Consider the following 19,060-nt stretch of genomic DNA (forward strand, 5'->3'; position numbering starts at 1 on the left):
ACCGGATTTACAAATATAATTGGCAGAGGGTATTATGAAAATTCTAATTATAGAAGATGAGAAAAAGGTTGCGAAATTTATCCAGCAGGGACTGGAAGAAGAGCATTATACAGTTGATGTCACTCATGATGGTGAGAGTGGATCGAAGCTTGCTCAAAACGGCAATTATGACCTGCTGGTTCTAGATATCCTCCTACCCAAAAAAGATGGGATTACGATTTTGAAAGAGATCCGGGCAAAAAAGAACATGACACCCGTGATTATGCTGACTGCCAAAACTTCGATAGAAGACAGAGTTGAAGGACTTGATAGCGGTGCCGACGATTATTTGACAAAACCTTTCGCCTTCGCCGAGCTTCTTGCGCGGGTCCGTTCTTTGCTCCGCCGGGGATCGGCTGAGAAAACTACGATTATACATGTTGCCGATCTTCAACTCGATATCATAGCCCATAAAGCGAAGCGTGGTGAGAAAATTATCGAACTCACGGGTAAAGAGTATGCTCTTCTGGAATATTTCATGCGAAACGTTGATCGTGTTTTGACGAGAACAATCATCTCGGAACATATCTGGAATTATAATTTCGATACAGGCACAAATGTTATCGATGTTTATATCAATCATCTTCGGAGCAAGGTCGACGATGGTTTCGAAAAAAAACTTATTCACACCGTTCGCGGGGTTGGATATGTGATGAAGGATCAATGAAATGTTCCTGGTTTTAAAATCGATTCGTGCACGACTAACATTTTGGTATTCTTTACTCCTTCTCACTACGCTTGTAGCGTTTGGATTGATTGCCTACACTTATTCCCGCCGACAGCTTACAGATAGCTTGGATATTTCATTGAGCAATGAGGTGCAATGGGTAAAAGGATTTATAGAACCGAAAGGAGCCAAGGTAAAACCAAGTAAGCGGTTCGCCACAAAGAAAAAATCCGTTCCGTTGAGTCAGGTGATAGAAACTCCTGCGCAGGATACACTTGCGATGAGTGAGGCAGATGAAGATATCTGGAATCAAATCTATGAACATGCTTTGTTGAATCCGAAAAAAACATTAATAGAGGTCACTGATAAAAAAGGAGCGGTAATTTTCCGCTCATTCACGGTGGGAGAAGATAGTTTATTAGTTGGTGAAGCTCCGTTAAATACAGTCCAGATAAATACCGTGAAGAATGAGCGTGGAGAAAATTTACGGGTCGCATCCACATCGACAAAAACTAATAATATTTACGTCGCTTACCCGCTTGCGGAAGTTCGTGAAGTGCTTGATAATTTATTTTCGATTTTTCTGATACTTATTCCGATTGCTTTGGCAATCTCGATTGGAGGCGGATGGTTTTTCGCCTATTCATCGCTGCGTTCCGTAGACAACATTACAAGAACAGTTCAGAAGATAACCGCTCACAACCTCGATCAGCAGATTCCAGAACATCCAGTCAACGATGAAATAGGTAGATTGGTTTCAACATTTAACGGTATGATTGTTCGTTTGAGACAATCGTTCGATCAAATTCGTCAATTTTCTCTCGATGCATCTCATGAACTGCGCACACCCCTGACTATAATGCGAGGCGAAGTTGAACTGGCGCTTCGAAATCCGAAGGAGAATGAAGAATATCGCCGTGTGTTGGCGAGTATACTGGATGAAATCTTGCGGTTGTCGACTATCATTGAAAACCTCTTGACATTAGCGAAAGCCGATCATGTTCAAACTGAAGTTCTTTTCAAAGAACAAGTTCAATTAGATGATTTGATGGCTGAGATAAATGAAGACAGTGAAATGCTCGCTCTGAGAAAAAATATTCATGTCGTAAATGTAGCTAATGAAAAGTTAATTGTGAACGGAGATCGATTGCGGCTACGACAATTACTGCTTAATCTTGTTGATAACGCTATTAAGTATACACCGGAGGATGGATCTGTTTTTATTTCGCTCGAACGAGAAAACACCTATGCAAAGATTACAATCAGAGATACCGGAATTGGAATCCCGGTCGGTGAGCAAGCGAAGATATTCGACAGATTTTATCGTGTCGATAAAGCCCGCTCCCGCGAATTAGGTGGAAGCGGTCTTGGACTTTCCATAGCGAAATGGATTGCTGATATGCACAAAGGACGAATATCCGTTGAAAGCGAAATAGATAAAGGTAGCGCGTTCTGTGTGTTCTTACCGCTTAATCTCGATCAGGCTTCTCAGATATCGGCGCCCAGCGAAAAATAATATTGCGGAGTTGATGTCTGCTGTAAATTAAAGCTCCATGCAACGTCCATCTTCAATAAAAATCCTAAAAAAATCATACGAACACCGTAACCGGTTCCGGCTAATAAATCGCGCATGTATGTATTGCCATTAAGATCTTTATCGAAAGCTTTAAAATCCTTCCGCCATCTATACGCGCCGCCAATATCCAAAAACAACGCGCCGCTGAAGCTTTGAAAGAAAACCGGGATCGGTCCGGCGGCAAAATATCCGAATAGCGGAAACCGCAACTCTGTATTCATCATGCCGTATTTCGTTCCGACAGTTTTATTGTAATTATATCCTCGCAATGGTACGCCGTAAGTGAGGAAAACAAAATCTTCCGCTTCGGTGATCGGAATTTGATTATTCTCAACACGCCAGTTGAGCCAGTTCGATACTCCGCCGAGAACGAAACGCTGGGGATCTTTTCCGAAACTGCCGCCGCCGGCTAACCGGAGAGCGAGAGTATAATTCCGGCCTAAGCGAATGTATCGTCTGTAATCTGCGGTAACAGAAACGAAACCGAGAGATGAACTATTTATCTTCGGACTTGCCATAACGTTGATCGCGTAGCGTTCACCGTTTGCAGGTGCAATTAAACCCCATAAACTGTTATCGTGCACATAACCCACCGATGGGACGATGAGTGTGCGTTTTTGGACAACTGCTTCTGCCAAACTTAAATTGTTGCGTGTGAGATTCATCCATGATAAACCTAAATCAACTCTATCAAACTTATTGAATGGATAAGTAGCTACACCGGTTAAACCGTAATTCCGGAATCGATACCTATAATAGTTCTCGGTGGTTTTATCGAAGAGATCTAAAAATCCGACATTATGATATCCCTGCAGACCATAATCGATTCGTTTTGGAAGATAAAAATAAGCAAGGGCGTAATTGCTGTTTGCCAAACCAAATTGCAAATCGAGAAGAAGATAAAATTGATGATCGCCCAGCATATCGCTGAATGCCATTATCGTTGATCCCTGAACACCGTAAAATGTGTTATAACCGGCATTACCGTAAATTATATCGGGAGAAAAATTAATTTTGTATTTATTAACCCTGAATTGTCCGAGAGAATCGAGATTGTTTGTTATAACCCGGGTAGCGGAACTATCCGAAATCTTGGCGCCGCGATCTCTGTAAATATCGTTGAATATATAATTCTTCAGTTCAAGTTTTCCCCCTTCAACATCGAAAGTTTCTACAGAATCTTTTCTATCCAGTTTGATTATCACATCATCGGCTAACTTGATATCCGGTTGCCGTGTTGATTGCTTTTCTATGTCGGTTGGTTTTGCAGTTAAGCGGCGGAAGAATTCCGTCTGCTCGAGCGCTGAAGAATAAGTAGGTTGTTCAAACGGACTTCTCATCAGGAATAAATCGAATCCGGCATTCGATAATGAACTGAACGCGAGTTTATTGCCGTCGCGTGAAAGAGATAATTGATAAACTCCGCTAAGCGAATTAGTAATCGCGTAACTGGAGTCGTTCTTGATGTTTTGGGTATAAATATTATTGATTCCATTCTGATCGGAAATAAATAAAAGGTAATTCCCGTCGGGCGAGGCACAAGGAGAAGTTTCATCGCTGTTCGGTAAATCGGTGATTCTCTTGATCTGCCTGGTGAGAATTTTTATCGCATAGATTTCTTTTTGACCGAAATTTGGCTTGTAAATATTTATTTTATTTGTTTGTTGATCGGAAAATATTTCGGCGTCACGATCGGAGGAAAAATAAATGATTGAACCGTCGGCAGACCACGACGGATCGCCGTCACTGAAGACATCGTTCGTTAGATTGATTAATTCTTTTAAATCAAGATCGTAAACGAAAAGATCGGAATGGTTCTCCTGCATCCCGATGAATGAAACCTTACCTCTCTGATGGATTGAATCTTTTTGAATCGGTGACCAGTCGATTGAAAATATTCCGTCAAGATCGAATTCAATTTTTTCTTCACTCCCTGTCTCAACATTTATGATGATCACCGCATCGCGCGCTCCGGTTTTAGTGGCGAGAGCTAGGTATTTTCCGTCGGGTGACCACGACATACCCGGCGTAAGAAGGTGCAGTTCCTCGAAATTTGGAGTGCGCTGACCTTTAATAAGTTTTTGGTCTATTGTTCCATCGATTGTATTCATCACGAATACATCGAAATAATCATCTCTGTTCGAGATGAAAGCAAGTCTGTCACCTTTCGGAGAAATTGCGGGACTAGTGTTATAAAAGCTGCCGTCCTTGCGGTGATCTGTAAGCCGTCGGGCGTAATCTGTCGGTTCTTTACGCTTGGCAATATCGGGCCAGTACAATACTTTTTGTTCTTTTTGCCAGCGCTCCGAAAGTTCTTCAACATTCAAGCCGATCGAGTTTCTCAATCCCTGATCCACGCTTCGCGACCCTTTTATTCTCGTTAATATCTCGGCGATCTTTTGCTCACCGTATTTGGCAGCAATGTAATTCCAAACCGATTGCCCGCCGCGATACGCGAAGTATCCGTACAATTGATCGATCTTCGGCAAATATTCGTGTACGGTGGCATCTCTTAAAAACATATCGGAATCTGTGTCCCATTTCAGCGCTTCATATTCCGCCAACCCCTCGTTAAACCACATCGGTAATTGCAGCGTGATATTGTTGGAAATGATCGATTGGAGCGAACCGCCGTAAAACATTTCGTTCAGAACGGCGTGCACAAGTTCATGGTGGATTACGTGCCGAAACTTTTTGTAATCTCCTTCAAACGGAATGACAACTCTGTTTTTGAACAGTTCCGTAACGCCGCCGATTCCTTCTTCCATATATTCACTCACTACATTCGTCTGCTGAAAATCGTTATGTGAATTATAGATCACCAACGGTATCCGATCGGGTATTTGATACCTGAATGATTTGCTTATAGAGTAATAAGAAGACTCGGCGATATCGGCTGCTACATAGGCAAGCTCTTTTCCACCTTGCGAGAAATAAACGTCGAAATGAACCGATTGAATGAAGTACCAATCAAAGTTTTTGTACTGAACTTTATTTTTCCCGAACGAGGCATCCTGTGCCGGAGATGAGGCGCAAAAAATGTTCACGAGGAATGATATGATTATAATGATTTTGATTTTCATAGAGATGATCCTTTGCCGCGTTTCTTATACTAAATTACGAAACGGATAAACGAGATGCAAAGTTTCGGTAAAAGTATAAACCGCAAAAAACCTCAGGTATCTTCAAAAGAATGGCAAGGAAGATACCGGAGGTTTACTTTGTTAGTAAACTTGCTGTAATTATTTTTTAGTTATCTCGGAAGGTAGGATTTCATTCATGGAACCGGTGCGATATCCCTGAAGATCGAGTGTAATGTAAATGAATCCCAGCGCTTTCAGTTTTTCTATAATTGAATTTCGGATATCTGCATCGAGTATGAGTGGAATTTCAGCGGGTAAGATTTCAATGCGGGCTGTTTTCTCATCATGATGCCGAACCCGGAACGCACGAAATCCAAGTGAACGCAAAAACATTTCTGCCTGATCAATTTTGCTGAGCGCCTCTTTTGTAATCCCAAATCCGTATGGAAAACGTGATGAAAGACAGGCGAACGACGGCTTATCCCACGTTGGTAAACCAAGGTGTTTCGATAATTCGCGTACATCCTCTTTTGTGAATCCTGATTCCAGCAATGGAGATCTAACATTTTGTTCGGCAGAGGCACGGCTTCCCGGGCGGAAATCTTTTAAGTCATCAACTATCGAGCCATCTGCGATCCAAGGTATGTTTTGCGCTTCTGCAATACCATGAAGCTTAGAAAACAATTCTGATTTACAGTAATAACATCGATCAATAGGATTTTCACGGAATTTTAAATTATCAGTTTCCTCCGTCTCCACTTCTAAATATTCCGCGCCGATCAGTCGTATCAACTCCAACGCTTCTTTGTATTCTTGCACAGGATAAGTTGCCGATTTCCCGATCACGGCGAGGGCATTCTTACCCAAGGTATCAACAGCAATTTTCAACAACAATGTACTATCCACACCGCCCGAGAAACCGATGACAATTTTCCCGAGTTCACCCAATAATGTTTTTAACCGATTGTATTTATTTTCAAGTTCTTTATTCATAGCAGATCAAGTTCATAACATTTGTTAAGAACTTTTTTAGTTTAACAAATTGAATTATTTTTCTAAAAGGTGAGTGAATTCTTTGATCGACCGAACGCCCGGAAATTCTTCCTCGAATTCGTTTTTCTTGGCAGGATCAAGCTGGAACGATCTCTTTAATGATTCAAGAGCATCGAAAGTTTTTCTCATCAGAAAAAGAACTTTCGCTCTGTCGTAATACGGATCAGCCCAGTTAGGATTCAACTCTATACATTTATTGAAAGCTTTAAGCGCTTCTTTGAAGTATCCGAATTCAAGAAGTGTTTCTCCTAAATCGAACCATGCGCTTATATTTGCAGGATCCCAGCGCACTGCCATTTTATAACTGTACAATGCTTCGCGCCACTTGCCCAAATTATAAGCTGCATCCGCTTTTGCGTGCCACACTTCAGGATAATTTTTGCAGAGGAGTAATGCCGTTGAGTAATCGTTGTATGATTTTTGATAATTTTCTATCGAGTCGTAACAGCTTCCCCTGCCGAAGTAAGATTCGTAATGTTTCGGATCGAGTTTGATTGCCTGAGTGAAACATTTTATGGCAAGTTTGTACATGCCTAATTCTTCGTACGCGTTTCCTAAATTGTGCCAGGCAGGAATATCAGCTTCGTCGTATCGGATAGTTGTTCTGTAACAGTCAACTGCGTCGTGCAATCTGCCCATATTCGCGTAAGTATTACCTTTATTATACCAGGCAGATGGGAAGTCTTCTTTCAGCGCCAGTGCAAAATCGTAACTTTCAATCGCCTGGATGAAGGAATTTTTTCGGTTCAGCACGATACCTCTATTGTACCACGCTGTGTAATTGAACGGATCTAAATCTATATGTTGGTTGTAACAACTGAGAGCATCATCCAAACGGTCTAAACATTCGTAACAAAATCCGAGTTCGTAGATGGCTTCTTTGTGAGAGGGATTATCGTGAAGGATCGATTTCAGAATTTTAATGGCATCATCGAAACGGTCGAGCCGTTCAAGCGATAATGCTTTCATGAACATGGCATCGTAATTCTGTTCATCGAGTTCGATCGCTTTATCGTACCAGTTTAATGCCTCTTCCATACGGCCTGTATTCTCTAAAGCGTAAGCATAACCGATGCAAATATCGGGATCGTTCGGATTCAACATTTGAGCGCGATCAAGCGATTCCAGCGCTTCCTCAAAACGATGCAGATGGTTTAATATTGTTCCGCGCCGAAGCCAGATCTCGGAATTGTACGGAACAAATTCGAGCAGACTGTCAAAATAATCGAGAGCTTCCGGGTATTTATGGTTTTCAAAATAGAAATAAGCGATTTCCTCTAACGCTTCGATGTTGGTTGATCCGCTTGTTTCAGCTTTCAATTGTTCGGAGAGTTTTTGGATTTCTTCTTCGGTCTTCTGATCATCACGACGCGGTTCATCGAACTCGTCGTCAAAGTTTTCAAAATCTAAACGATCCATTGTCTGTTGGTTAATCTGTATGTAACAATATAAATAAAAAAAGAATCGGAAGTCAAGCGTTTCATATTCTTTGTTGAAAATTCTTCGTTGTTTTTAATGGAAAAATCAGGTATATTTACTGTCGTTACGGCAATATGATCGCAGATAATATTAAAAATATCAGGCAACGTATCGCCGATGTATGCCGGAAAAATGGTCGGAATACAGAAGAAATTACGTTAATTGCCGTTTCAAAAACGGTAACTGCAGATTTGATACGAGAAGCGGTTCGTTCTGACATACTTGATCTCGGAGAAAATTATGTTCAGGATTTGCGTGCGAAAAAAGAAGCGCTGAACGGTATTCCAATTCGCTGGCATTTCATCGGGCATTTACAATCGAATAAAATAAAATATATCGCGGATTGGATCTACCTGATTCACGCGGTAGATTCGATTGAGTTGGCATCTGAAATTTCCAAACATGCTCGAAGATTATCCAGGAATATCAATATTCTCGTCGAAGTCAACACGAGCGATGAGAAATCTAAATTCGGTATATCGGTTAAAGATGCGCCCGATTTTATTCGAAGAGTTGCAGTTATCGAAAATCTGTCTGTTTCCGGATTGATGACGATGGGACCTTTTTCACCGGATCCCGAAGAATCTAGACCGGGATTCAGGCAGCTAAGACAGATCAAAGAATCGCTCGAATCGGAAGGTTATCGGCTCCCGATACTTTCTATGGGTATGACGAACGATTTTGAAGTGGCGATTGAAGAAGGTGCTACCATGCTGCGTATTGGCACGGCAATTTTTGGTGAAAGAAAATAAAATGAATATCTCGGTTTCGGAAATACGATCTCATAAATTCAATACGAAGCTTTCTGGTTTTGATAAAGCGGAAGTGTCTGCGTTTCTTTCTAAGATCGCGGATGAAATGAACGAGCTGAATAAAATTAACGGCAAGCTCTCTGAGAAAGTTATCGAGCTTGAGACGAGATTGAAAGATTACCAGACGATTGAGAAAGCATTGCAGCAAACATTGATGCAAGGGCAGGAGACTGCCGGAAAAACCGTTGAGATAGCACGCAAGGAAGCACAGTTGATATTACAGGAAGCGGAAGTTAAGGCATCGCAAATTCTTGATAAAGCTCGAACTGAACTCACTTCAACCAAAGAACAAATAACAATTCTTAAAGCGAAGAAAGATTCAATCGTTAGCCGGATGAGAATGCTTCTCAACTCGGAACTTGAGTTGATCAAGGCACTGGAGTTTGATGAGAAAATCGGCGGTGGAATTGAGATGGAAGCAAAATCCCCGACTGTTGAAAAGTCGGCTGAAATCGATGAGATAATAAAACAGATAGGTTGAGTATGTCGATGACGTTATTAGAGCAAGTGCAAGAATCTATTTCGTATATCAGGAAGCATACCAAAATGCGTCCCGAGATCGGAATTATACTCGGAACCGGTTTGGGCGGATTGGTTAGAGAAATCCGCAAGGAAATCGTTTTGGATTATGATGAAATACCGCACTTCCCGATTTCGACTGTGGAATCGCATCACGGGAAATTAATTTTTGGAACACTCGCCGGACGTAAAGTTGTTGCAATGCAGGGACGATTTCATTTTTATGAAGGATACACGTTGCAGAACGTAACGTATCCTGTGCGTGTTATGTCTCATAAAGTAGGTTTAGGCGTTAAGACATTATTGATATCGAATGCGGCCGGAGGTATGAATCCCGAATTCAAACGCGGCGACCTGATGATTATAGATGATCATATAAATATGCAGGGTGATAATCCTTTGATCGGCGCTAACGTGGATGAATTAGGTCCGCGTTTCCCCGATATGTCTGAACCGTACAGCAAAGAATTAATTTCACTCGCCGATAAAGTTGCGCGCGATCTGAGAATAAAAGTGAAACATGGTGTCTTTGTCGCGGTTCAGGGACCAAATCTTGAAACCCGCGCCGAATACAGAATGCTCAGAAACATTGGAGCAGACGCGGTTGGCATGTCTACAGTTCCGGAAAATATTATTGCGAATCATATGGGAATGCGATCTTTCGGTATCTCAATAATAACGGACGAATGCTTCCCCGACACGCTCGAACCGGTTTCGGTAGATGAGATAATTAAGATAGCCAATAAAGCTGAACCGAAGCTGACGAAGCTGATGAAGGAACTTGTCAGACGAATTTAATCGAACAGTTCGAATTTTTATTCAATGCTTCAACCCTTTGGAAAAATTTTAATCCTTTTCGGATTCATAATCATCGGAATAGGAGTGCTGCTTCTTTTTGTAGATAAAATTCCATTAATAGGAAAATTACCCGGTGATATAAACATCAAGAAAGATAATTACCGGATTTTTATTCCAATAACAACGAGCATTTTAATTAGTATCATTATAAGCGGCATTTTCTGACTGCTGTCATTTTTCAGTAAAAAGTAAAAGAGTGAAACGTGTTTAAAGAACTTACAGATAAAATAAATTACTCCGCAATTGAAATCGAAATTTTAAATTTCTGGAAGGAAAATAAAATATTCGAGAAAAGTGTAACAGAGCGTGAAGGCAAATCGGGTTTCACTTTTTATGAAGGACCACCGACCGCTAACGGACGTCCCGGTATTCACCATGTAATGAGTCGCACGCTGAAAGATTTAGTTTGCCGTTACAAAACTATGCGCGGATTTCAAGTTCACCGAAAAGCAGGGTGGGATACGCACGGACTTCCCGTCGAAATCGAAGTTGAAAAAATGCTCGGCTTCAAACACAAAGATGAAATTGTGAAATACGGTGTCTCTAAGTTCAACGAAGAATGTAAAAAATCTGTCTGGAAATATTTGGGTGAATGGGAAAAAATGACCGAGCGGATGGGTTATTGGGTAAACCTCGACGATCCGTACATCACTTTCAAAAACGAATATATCGAATCGATCTGGTGGGCGCTGAAACAATATTACGATAAGGGATTGATCTACAAAGGATTTAAAATCCAGCCGTACTGCCCGCGCTGCGAAACTCCGCTTTCTTCTCACGAAGTTTCTTTGGGATATCAAGACGTAAAGGATCCGAGCATCTATGTGAAGATGAAAGTGAAGGGGGAAGAGAACACTTTCTTCCTCGTCTGGACTACAACACCGTGGACACTGATTTCGAATGTCGCTTTAGCTGTCAATCCGAATGTCGAATATGTTAAGATCGAACATAAAGGAGAAAAATTAATTCTTGCCGAAGCACGCCTCGGTGTCCTTGAAGGTGAATATACTGTGCTCGAAAAATTCAAAGGAAACACAATCGTCGGTAAAGAATATGAACGTTTGTACAGCTATCATTCTGTAAACGAGAAGGCCTGGTATGTTATTGAAGGCGACTTCGTAACAACCGACGATGGTTCAGGAATTGTTCACATCGCGCCGGCGTACGGTGAAGATGATTATCAGGTCTCGCGCAAATACGGTTTGCCAGCAATTCACCCGGTGAATAAGAGCGGTGAGTTCGGAGATGAGGTGACCGAGTTTGCGAATAAATTTGTAAAAGAAGCAGATCCCGAAATCATTTATAATCTTAAACAGCGTCATCTTCTTTATAAAAAAGAGATGATCACTCACAGCTATCCTCATTGCTGGAGATGTAAAACACCTCTTCTTTATTACGCGCGCGAATCGTGGTACATTGCCACAACGAAATACGCAGCGAGAATGGTTGAACTAAACAAAACCATCAACTGGTTTCCACCCGAAGTAGGTGAGGGACGATTCGGTAACTGGCTGGAAGAAAATAAAGATTGGTCTCTATCGCGTGATAGATTTTGGGGAACACCGTTGCCTATCTGGATGTGTGAAGAATGTAACGCTCAGAAATGTGTCGGGAGTATCGCCGAATTGAAGCAGGGAAACAACCTGAGCGAGCCGGTTGATTTACACAAACCTTTCGTTGACGATGTTACATTCAATTGCAGTTGCGGCGGGACGATGAAACGCACGCCGGAACTGATCGATGTCTGGTTCGATTCGGGCGCTATGCCGTTCGCGCAGTGGCATTATCCTTTCGAGAATAAAGAATTGATCGATTCCGGCGAACAGCATCCGGCAGATTTCATTTGTGAAGGTGTTGACCAAACGCGCGGATGGTTTTATTCGCTTCATTCGATCAGCACATTTTTATTCGATAAACCTGCATATAAAAATATTTTGGTGAACGATTTGATCCTCGATAACGAGGGGCAAAAGATGTCGAAGTCGAAAGGGAATACTGTCGATCCATTCAAGATTATCGAAAAATACGGTGCCGATACAACTCGCTGGTATTTAGTGGCAACAAGTCCACCTTGGAGACCAACTTTATTTGATGAAGAAGGATTGGTCGAAGTTCAGCGAAAATTTTTCGGCACATTGCTGAACACTTATGCTTTCTTCTCTCTTTACGCGAACATAGATAAATTCGATTACAGCGGACCGCAGATACCTTTGGCAGAGAGGCAGGAAATCGACCGTTGGATAATCTCAGCGTTGAACACGTTGATTAAAAATTATGATGTAGCGATGGATGGTTACGATGTAACAAAAGCTGCGCGGGCGATCAGCGATTTCACAATCGACCAGCTTTCGAATTGGTACGTGAGAAGAAACAGACGTCGTTTCTGGAAAAACGAAATGGGATCCGATAAGCTCGCCGCGTATCAAACATTGTACGAGTGTTTGGTGGTAATAACCAAATTGATGGCACCGTTTGCACCGTTTACGGCAGAAGAATTATTCAAGAATCTTAATTCGGTGACAAAAAAGGAGAAAGAAATTTCGGTGCATCTTTCTCAAATACCAATCGTAAATGAAGATGCTGTCGATCTGGATCTTGAAGCTCGGATGGAAAAAGCGGAACGGATCGTTTCTCTCGTAAGAGCGATTAGAAACAAATCTAATCTGAAAGTCAGGCAGCCGCTTGCACGTTTAATCATCCCGGTCTTCAACGAAAAAGACAAAGAGGTCGTCAGTAAAATGGAAGACGTAATCTTGGACGAAATAAACGTGAAGAAAATTGAGTACGTAAGCGACGATTCGGGGATAGTTCATAAATCAATAAAACCGAATTTCAAATCGCTCGGACCCAAGCATGGTAAATCGGTGCAGCCGGTTGCCGCGGCGATTCGCAATTTTGGAACAGCCGAGATCAAAGAGATCGAACAAAAAGGAAGTATCACTATCAACCTGAACGGCGGTGGAACCGTAATCGCGCGAGATGATGTTGAAATTATTCATGAAGATATCAAGGGCTGGGTTGTCGAATCGGATTCGAACACAACGGTCGCGCTCGATATCGAATTGACCGATGAACTTATTAATGAAGGAATTGCCCGTGAGTTTGTGAATCGGGTTCAGAATATGCGCAAAGACGCAGGGTTTGATGTTACAGACAGAATTCGCCTCAGAGTAAAACCGACCGAAAAACTTCGGTCAGCACTTTCTGGAATGAATGAATATATACAAAACGAAACGCTCGCCGTTGAAATCGGTGAAGAAGTGAAAGCGGATGAATTCAGCGCTGAACAAGATATCAACGGTGAAATTTGCTCAATCACTATAGAAAGAGTATCTTAGACATAATTTTTTTATTTGAAGGGGAAGAAATATCATGGCAAAGACGAAAAAAAATACCGTTATCGCCGATAAGACGATAAACTTGATGAAAGAAAGAGCGAAAAAACGGAAAATCGCTTCGGCGAAACCTAAAGTTGCGGCTAAACCAAAACCTAGACCTCGACCGGTTGTAAAACAGGCACCTGCAAAAGTGGAACCACCAAAGCCGGTGAGCAGGGCACGCTATTCGAAAGAAGACCTGGCGCACTTTAAATCAATTATTCTCGAGAAGAAAAAAGAAATTGCCGAAGAATTAGAAACCTTGCGCGATACCATGATGGATTCCCAGACAGGCGAGTATGCCACGGAGAATTCCACCTATTCAACGCACATGGAACAAGGCACCGACGCGATGGAGAGGGAAAAAACTTTCATGTTCGCATCGCGTGAAGGAAAATTTTTGAATTATTTGGAAGACGCTCTTGTTCGTATTGAGAAAGGTGAATACGGCCGTTGTACTGTTTGCAGTAAGTTGATAGAAAAAGAGCGGCTTGAGGCGGTACCTCACGCACAGCAATGTGTGCAGTGCAAAATGAAGATGCGAAAATAACCGAACCTGATTGTGCGCGTTCTTTATTTCACCCTCGCTCTTCTTGTCTCCGATCAATTCACAAAATTATTGATCAAAGGGATTGATATTCCGTTTCTGGGAATTCATCATATCGGCTTGCCATACGGAACCAGTATCCCGATCCTCGGCGATTTCCTGCGGTTGACATACATCGAAAATCCCGGAATGGCGTTCGGTATAGACCTCGGCGGGAAATTATTTTTTTCCATCTTTTCAATCATAGCCAGTGTCGGAATCGTCATTTACCTTTACAAAGTCCGTAAAGAAAATCTTTTGTTTCGAATTTCACTCGCGATGATTCTGGGCGGCGCTGTTGGAAATTTGATCGATCGTGTTTTCTACGGTGTGTTGTTTGGCGGCAAACAATTGTTTTATGGCAGCGTTGTGGACTTTATTGATGTCGATTTTTTCAACATAAATTTCTTCGGTTATCATATGAACCGTTGGCCCGTTTTCAATATTGCCGACGCATCCGTAACTTGTGGTGTAATATTGATGCTATTCGTCCACAGGAAAGTCGTTAGTGAAGGAAATTCCTCACAGCAATTGGCTGCTGTTGCCGACGATGGCAAAATTGTAACGCAAGATCTTCCCCCCGCATCCGCCCAATCCAACTCCACACAACCGTGACGACTATGTCGTCCCGCGAATTCGATATAATAATTCCTCCGGGAAAAGTCAAAGAACGTCTCGATGTTTATCTCACTCACCATATCGAGAATGCAACCCGCTCTAAAGTTCAGCAGGGAATCAAAGAAGGATTCATAACCGTTGACGGTAAGAAAGTAAAGGTAAGCCATACGGTTGCCCCGGGAGAAGTGATACATATTATCATTCCAAAACCACCCGCGCCCGATGTTGTTGCCGAAAACATTCCGCTCGAAATTTTATTTGAAGACGATTATCTGCTCGTCGTCAACAAACCGGCAGGCATGGTTACTCACCCCGCGTACGGAAATTACACCGGCACGCTCGTCAATGCTTTGCTCCATCACTGCAACGATGGTCTTTCAACAATAAACGATCAAACCCGTCCCGGTATTGTTCACCGGTTAGATAAAGATACTTCGGGTATAATCGTGATAGCTAAGAACGACACGGTTCATGCGCATCTTGCGAAACAATTTTCCAAACGGACTATCGATCGAGCTTACTGGGCTATTGTGTGGGGACGTTTTGAAAAAGGAAAGAAGTCGGGTTTGATTGATGCCGCGCTGGGCAGAAGTAAATCTGACAGAAAAAAGATTGCCGTGAGCGATACGGGTAAAGCCGCCGCGACTGAGTATGAAGTGCTGGAAGAGTTCGAATATCTTTCGCTCGTAAAATTAAAATTACGGACAGGGCGCACGCACCAGATACGCGTTCATCTTCACCATATAGGTCATCCTGTTTTCGGCGACCCGACTTACGGCGGCAGACGCATTGCTTGGGGCGGCACGGAAAAAAAGAAAAAAGAAGAAGTGGGGCAATTTCTAAAAATTATTAACCGGCAAGCGTTGCATGCCAAGACGCTCGGATTTATTCACCCCGTTACAAAAGAAACATTGCACTTCGAATCTCAACTGCCACCCGATTTTACAGAAATAATAAACCTCCTGCGGCATTCGTCACGCTGAGTCCCGCAAGATGCGGGATCGAAGCGTGAGCTTGTTAGAGCTGACCAAAAAGAAAAATCCTCTGGTAGCCGCAGACTTTACGTCTGCGAGGGCATCGCAGAAACGCAACCTGTCCCAATGGGATGCCTTTGGCAAAGGTTGCGGCTACCACCAATTCTTACTTGCGGGTGTTTCGGCACGCAGGCGCGCGGGAGAGACAATACAATATATTTATAAGTAAAAAGCCACTTGTCATTCCCGTGAAAACGGGAATCCAGACGAAAGGAATAACCTATTCTTGATTTCCGCCTAAAACGTGTCTGCACGCCGCAGTACCTACTTGCGGGTGTTTCGGCACGCAGGCATGCGGGAGTGACAATAAAAGATGTTCGTAAAGAAAAAAACCACTTGTCATTCCCGTGAAAACGGGAATTCAGAACATATGGAAGTGATAGCTTGACACTTCCCCCAATTCCTCGTATATTTTCAGCATACTGAATTCTTCGTGTGGCTCTGTAAAAGAATTACACGAAGAAACACGAAGTGAGATAAAAAACCGGAGATAAAAAAATGAAAATAGCATTAATAATTGTTCGCAGCTTAATGGGACTTCTGTTCCTGTTTTCTTCCATTACATTTCTGTTCAAACTCATCACTCCGCCTGAGCCGACGGGCACTATGAAAATATTCAGCGACGGACTTGAAGCATCGGTTTACCTTTTGCCGACTGTGAAAATAATCGAGTTGATTTGCGGCATTGCTTTTCTCTCGGGAAGGTTTGTCCCTCTCGCGGCGGTGTTGATTTCACCCATTATAATAAATATATTTTTCATTCATGCTTTTCTTGCTCCTGAGGGACTACCGGTTGCGATATTTTTGGTTTTGGCAAACTTGTTCATTGCCTATAACTACCGCGAAAGTTACAAGCCGTTATTAAAGATTTGAGTTTGAATTATTAAAACTTTATATTCTACGCAAACAGAATAATAACAATAAAACATATGGAATCTACCATACACACTACGTGCTTATCCTTCTCTGGTGGATCTGATAGCACGCCATATGACAGTATAATTAATAGTTAGCCCGCCATATAAGAGGAAAACAATGCCATTTGGTTCGAAAGTTAAAACTGAAATGTTTATTAAATGCGGTCGACTTTGCTGCCTTTGTCTTAAACAATGTGGTACAAACATTGAAGCTGCTCATATTATTGATGAATCAGATGGAGGACCAAATGAATTTGATAATGGAATTCCAGTATGCTTCGATTGTCATCAAGAAATAGGCGCTTATAACAAGAAGCATCCTATAGGAAATAAATTACAACCAAAAGAATTGAAAGCGCGACGTGATCGTATATATATGTTAGTTGAATCAGGCACAATTTACGCTCAGGTAATTGCGGAACGCTCTAGGATTTCAAATGCAACTGCCAAATACCCAGAACTGGAGGCAAATTCATCTCAACCTAATCCTTCAAAGGAAGCAAAGCAGTATTTACAATTGTTACTGTCGGATGAAATATCAGCAACAACTATTGTAACCAAATTATCTTTGCTCAACAATGCAGATCAGGCATATGTTGTTGATTCTCTCTTGTCAGCACTTCCTTCAAAGAAGAATGCAATATCTTTATTAGCGCGAATTGCCCAAAGTAATATTTCTTCTGCATCTCAGGTATTATTAATACTTGAGCAATCCGTAAGATCTATAACGCTATTAGGTGACGCTTCTTCAAAAGCGGAATTATTAAAAGAGGTACCACCAGATTCTCTGTCTTCATTATCTGAAGATTTACGAATTGTCTTCTTTGAAGATCTAATTGCAATCATCAATCATGATCAATATGAACAAGTAAACTTGATATGTCCTGCATTAATTGGACATCAAAATTCTGTGCCTTCGTCACTTTACGGTAGCTTTGTAATTGCTTTGCTTGATCAAGCAAAATCCGTTTCATTTAAAGGTGCTCCAGCGGCGAGGCAAATTCTAAACAATTTGCCGGAAAATATGGTGCGTGCCGGTCTTAAAATAATTGATAAGGAATATTTAAGTTGGAATATGCATAATAAATACGTAACAACATTTATTAGAAGCAATTTAAAGTATGCAGAATCAGATAATCGAAAACTATTAAAGGATTTTACCGACTTATCTGGACGTGAATTTTTATTCAAATATGAGTCTGACTAATTATTGTTAGCTGGCTAACCAGTCGCTCAACCTGACGTGGTAACCGCTCACGCTCTTAGATTGAAAGTGTTGAGTTTTCAAATTACAACATACAATACGAACGTAGATTTTAAATTTAAAAACATAATTCAATGCGCTGGAACGTTTACACGCAGCTTAGCTCCAGTCCTTTAGCTGCCGACACAAGATGAGAACAAAATGAACACATACATATTCTTTTCTCAATTTTCGTTAGCCGTTGTTCTATTCTTTGTAACTAATTGGATAGGCAAGCATTCTCTATCTTTTGGTTATATGCAATTATCAATGTTTTTCAAATCTGATGAAGCACCTATTTTCAATCTTCTAGTTAGAATTCTAACACCTGTAGTATTTATTATTCTCGTTACAACTTTATTTTATCAATTTAATCTTGATGCGTTTACTGTCAATATCTACTATGTGGTCGTCTATTATTTTGCCTTCCGAATACTATTTAATCTTTTTGCTGGCCGAACACGACTAATAAATTGGCCAATGCAATTACTTCACTTTACGGTGACATTTGCCATAACATTTTATATTTATGATAAAATTCTTCGAGTAAAGGCTAATATTCTACCGGATTTCAGTTCTATAAGTAATGAATTATGGATCATCATAATTATCTTTCTATATGAGCTATTCAACAAAATGAGCTTCTCTGATGAACGAACTCGAAAACGGAAGGAGAGTTATCTTCATCATCGTTATAATCTTTATAAATCTAAATACCATTCAATTATCCGATCAATCACAAACAATGATAAAGTTGAAGCATTAATATTTTCAATCATGCTTTATGAAGCGTTTAACCGTCCTAAGGCATATCGCATAGTTGAAGCTATTACTTTCAAACTTGGCATATCAAAAACACTCGGTATTATGCAAGTCAAAACAAAAAAATATCTTTCCGATGAAGAAAGTGTTAAACTCGGGACTAAAAAAGTAGTTGATGATTTGATGACTATTCTTTCTGAGCAACCAAAAGAATATTGGGAGAGAGAATGGGCAGATTGGGATTTGTTAAGAAAAATAATTGCTAAATACAATGGCAGCCAACAGTATTTATCCGAAATCGAGACTCTTCAGGGGTTGGTTCTACAACATTTTTATCCAAAGACAAAACATAGATATATTGATGGACCGAAGATAGTCATTGAAAATAGTTAAGCAGAAAAAAGTATGGTAAAGCTAACCATGCAAATATAGTTATC

Annotated in this window: 17 protein-coding genes; 14 read left to right on the forward strand and 3 right to left on the reverse strand. The window is 41.2% G+C overall.

All coding sequences use genetic code 11. The features are described from left to right. Window positions 1-34 precede the first annotated feature (34 nt). Together HZB59_01240 and HZB59_01245 are read left to right on the forward strand one after the other, a co-directional pair. On the forward strand, window positions 35-706 hold the full coding sequence (locus HZB59_01240; GenBank protein ID MBI5020038.1) for a heavy metal response regulator transcription factor: 672 nt from the start codon (window positions 35-37) through the stop codon (window positions 704-706). 1 nt (window position 707) lies between these two features. Then, window positions 708-2,222: a HAMP domain-containing protein gene (locus tag HZB59_01245; protein MBI5020039.1), complete on the forward strand. Its 1,515-nt coding sequence runs from the start codon at window positions 708-710 to the stop codon at window positions 2,220-2,222. Here HZB59_01245 and HZB59_01250 read toward each other — a convergent pair. From HZB59_01250 to HZB59_01260, 3 genes are all read right to left on the reverse strand, one after another. Further along, window positions 2,195-5,365 (reverse strand): PD40 domain-containing protein, encoded by a 3,171-nt coding sequence (locus HZB59_01250; protein MBI5020040.1) that lies wholly within the window; start codon window positions 5,363-5,365, stop codon window positions 2,195-2,197. The genes HZB59_01245 and HZB59_01250 overlap by 28 nt on opposite strands. Window positions 5,366-5,524: 159 nt before the next feature. Beyond that, window positions 5,525-6,358, reverse strand: a complete 834-nt coding sequence (gene larE / locus HZB59_01255) for an ATP-dependent sacrificial sulfur transferase LarE (protein MBI5020041.1) — start codon at window positions 6,356-6,358, stop codon at window positions 5,525-5,527. A gap of 54 nt (window positions 6,359-6,412) precedes the next feature. Beyond that, the gene (locus HZB59_01260) at window positions 6,413-7,837 is read right to left on the reverse strand and encodes a tetratricopeptide repeat protein (GenBank protein ID MBI5020042.1); all 1,425 of its coding nucleotides are present in this window, start codon (window positions 7,835-7,837) and stop codon (window positions 6,413-6,415) included. A gap of 134 nt (window positions 7,838-7,971) precedes the next feature. Here HZB59_01260 and HZB59_01265 point away from each other — a divergent pair, with 134 nt between their 5' ends. From HZB59_01265 to HZB59_01320, 12 genes are all read left to right on the forward strand, one after another. After that, window positions 7,972-8,649: a YggS family pyridoxal phosphate-dependent enzyme gene (locus HZB59_01265; protein ID MBI5020043.1), complete on the forward strand. Its 678-nt coding sequence runs from the start codon at window positions 7,972-7,974 to the stop codon at window positions 8,647-8,649. A gap of 1 nt (window position 8,650) precedes the next feature. Continuing rightward, window positions 8,651-9,190 (forward strand): DivIVA domain-containing protein, encoded by a 540-nt coding sequence (locus HZB59_01270; protein MBI5020044.1) that lies wholly within the window; start codon window positions 8,651-8,653, stop codon window positions 9,188-9,190. A gap of 8 nt (window positions 9,191-9,198) precedes the next feature. Next, window positions 9,199-10,026 carry a purine-nucleoside phosphorylase gene (locus tag HZB59_01275; protein ID MBI5020045.1) on the forward strand — a complete coding sequence of 276 codons (828 nt, stop codon included), beginning with the start codon at window positions 9,199-9,201 and terminating at the stop codon, window positions 10,024-10,026. Between the two features lie 24 nt (window positions 10,027-10,050). After that, entirely contained in the window at window positions 10,051-10,251 is a 201-nt protein-coding gene (locus HZB59_01280) for a DUF2905 domain-containing protein (protein MBI5020046.1), read from the forward strand. Window positions 10,252-10,289: 38 nt separating this feature from the next. Further along, window positions 10,290-13,424: an isoleucine--tRNA ligase gene (locus tag HZB59_01285; GenBank protein MBI5020047.1), complete on the forward strand. Its 3,135-nt coding sequence runs from the start codon at window positions 10,290-10,292 to the stop codon at window positions 13,422-13,424. An 85-nt stretch (window positions 13,425-13,509) separates the two neighbouring features. Then, complete coding sequence (locus HZB59_01290; GenBank protein ID MBI5020048.1) at window positions 13,510-14,013, forward strand: TraR/DksA C4-type zinc finger protein; 504 nt, start codon at window positions 13,510-13,512, stop codon at window positions 14,011-14,013. Between the two features lie 12 nt (window positions 14,014-14,025). After that, complete coding sequence (lspA, locus tag HZB59_01295) at window positions 14,026-14,664, forward strand: signal peptidase II (GenBank protein MBI5020049.1); 639 nt, start codon at window positions 14,026-14,028, stop codon at window positions 14,662-14,664. A gap of 5 nt (window positions 14,665-14,669) precedes the next feature. Next, complete coding sequence (locus HZB59_01300; GenBank protein ID MBI5020050.1) at window positions 14,670-15,650, forward strand: RluA family pseudouridine synthase; 981 nt, start codon at window positions 14,670-14,672, stop codon at window positions 15,648-15,650. Window positions 15,651-15,660: 10 nt separating this feature from the next. Further along, window positions 15,661-15,870 carry a hypothetical protein gene (locus tag HZB59_01305; GenBank protein MBI5020051.1) on the forward strand — a complete coding sequence of 70 codons (210 nt, stop codon included), beginning with the start codon at window positions 15,661-15,663 and terminating at the stop codon, window positions 15,868-15,870. 329 nt (window positions 15,871-16,199) lie between these two features. Further along, window positions 16,200-16,574: a DoxX family membrane protein gene (locus HZB59_01310; protein MBI5020052.1), complete on the forward strand. Its 375-nt coding sequence runs from the start codon at window positions 16,200-16,202 to the stop codon at window positions 16,572-16,574. Between the two features lie 162 nt (window positions 16,575-16,736). Continuing rightward, the gene (locus tag HZB59_01315) at window positions 16,737-17,825 is read left to right on the forward strand and encodes an HNH endonuclease (GenBank protein ID MBI5020053.1); all 1,089 of its coding nucleotides are present in this window, start codon (window positions 16,737-16,739) and stop codon (window positions 17,823-17,825) included. Window positions 17,826-18,023: 198 nt separating this feature from the next. Further along, the gene (locus HZB59_01320) at window positions 18,024-19,016 is read left to right on the forward strand and encodes a hypothetical protein (GenBank protein ID MBI5020054.1); all 993 of its coding nucleotides are present in this window, start codon (window positions 18,024-18,026) and stop codon (window positions 19,014-19,016) included. The last annotated feature ends 44 nt before the right edge of the window (window positions 19,017-19,060 follow it).

The sequence above is a fragment of the Ignavibacteriales bacterium genome, from assembly GCA_016214905.1.
Classification (GTDB): domain Bacteria; phylum Bacteroidota; class Ignavibacteria; order UBA10030; family SZUA-254; genus PNNN01.

What these genes read in the sequence shown, in the direction of transcription:
- HZB59_01270 (MBI5020044.1), top strand. Translation starts at nt 8,651, where the DNA reads ATGAATATCTCGGTTTCGGAAATACGATCTCATAAATTCAATACGAAG.
- HZB59_01290 (MBI5020048.1), top strand. Translation starts at nt 13,510, where the DNA reads ATGAAAGAAAGAGCGAAAAAACGGAAAATCGCTTCGGCGAAACCTAAA.
- HZB59_01245 (MBI5020039.1), top strand. Translation starts at nt 708, where the DNA reads ATGTTCCTGGTTTTAAAATCGATTCGTGCACGACTAACATTTTGGTAT.
- HZB59_01260 (MBI5020042.1), bottom strand. Translation starts at nt 7,837, where the DNA reads ATGGATCGTTTAGATTTTGAAAACTTTGACGACGAGTTCGATGAACCG.
- HZB59_01250 (MBI5020040.1), bottom strand. Translation starts at nt 5,365, where the DNA reads ATGAAAATCAAAATCATTATAATCATATCATTCCTCGTGAACATTTTT.
- HZB59_01305 (MBI5020051.1), top strand. Translation starts at nt 15,661, where the DNA reads ATGCGGGATCGAAGCGTGAGCTTGTTAGAGCTGACCAAAAAGAAAAAT.
- HZB59_01265 (MBI5020043.1), top strand. Translation starts at nt 7,972, where the DNA reads ATGATCGCAGATAATATTAAAAATATCAGGCAACGTATCGCCGATGTA.
- HZB59_01320 (MBI5020054.1), top strand. Translation starts at nt 18,024, where the DNA reads ATGAACACATACATATTCTTTTCTCAATTTTCGTTAGCCGTTGTTCTA.
- larE (MBI5020041.1), bottom strand. Translation starts at nt 6,358, where the DNA reads ATGAATAAAGAACTTGAAAATAAATACAATCGGTTAAAAACATTATTG.
- HZB59_01315 (MBI5020053.1), top strand. Translation starts at nt 16,737, where the DNA reads ATGCCATTTGGTTCGAAAGTTAAAACTGAAATGTTTATTAAATGCGGT.
- HZB59_01300 (MBI5020050.1), top strand. Translation starts at nt 14,670, where the DNA reads ATGTCGTCCCGCGAATTCGATATAATAATTCCTCCGGGAAAAGTCAAA.
- HZB59_01275 (MBI5020045.1), top strand. Translation starts at nt 9,199, where the DNA reads ATGACGTTATTAGAGCAAGTGCAAGAATCTATTTCGTATATCAGGAAG.
- HZB59_01240 (MBI5020038.1), top strand. Translation starts at nt 35, where the DNA reads ATGAAAATTCTAATTATAGAAGATGAGAAAAAGGTTGCGAAATTTATC.
- HZB59_01310 (MBI5020052.1), top strand. Translation starts at nt 16,200, where the DNA reads ATGAAAATAGCATTAATAATTGTTCGCAGCTTAATGGGACTTCTGTTC.
- HZB59_01280 (MBI5020046.1), top strand. Translation starts at nt 10,051, where the DNA reads ATGCTTCAACCCTTTGGAAAAATTTTAATCCTTTTCGGATTCATAATC.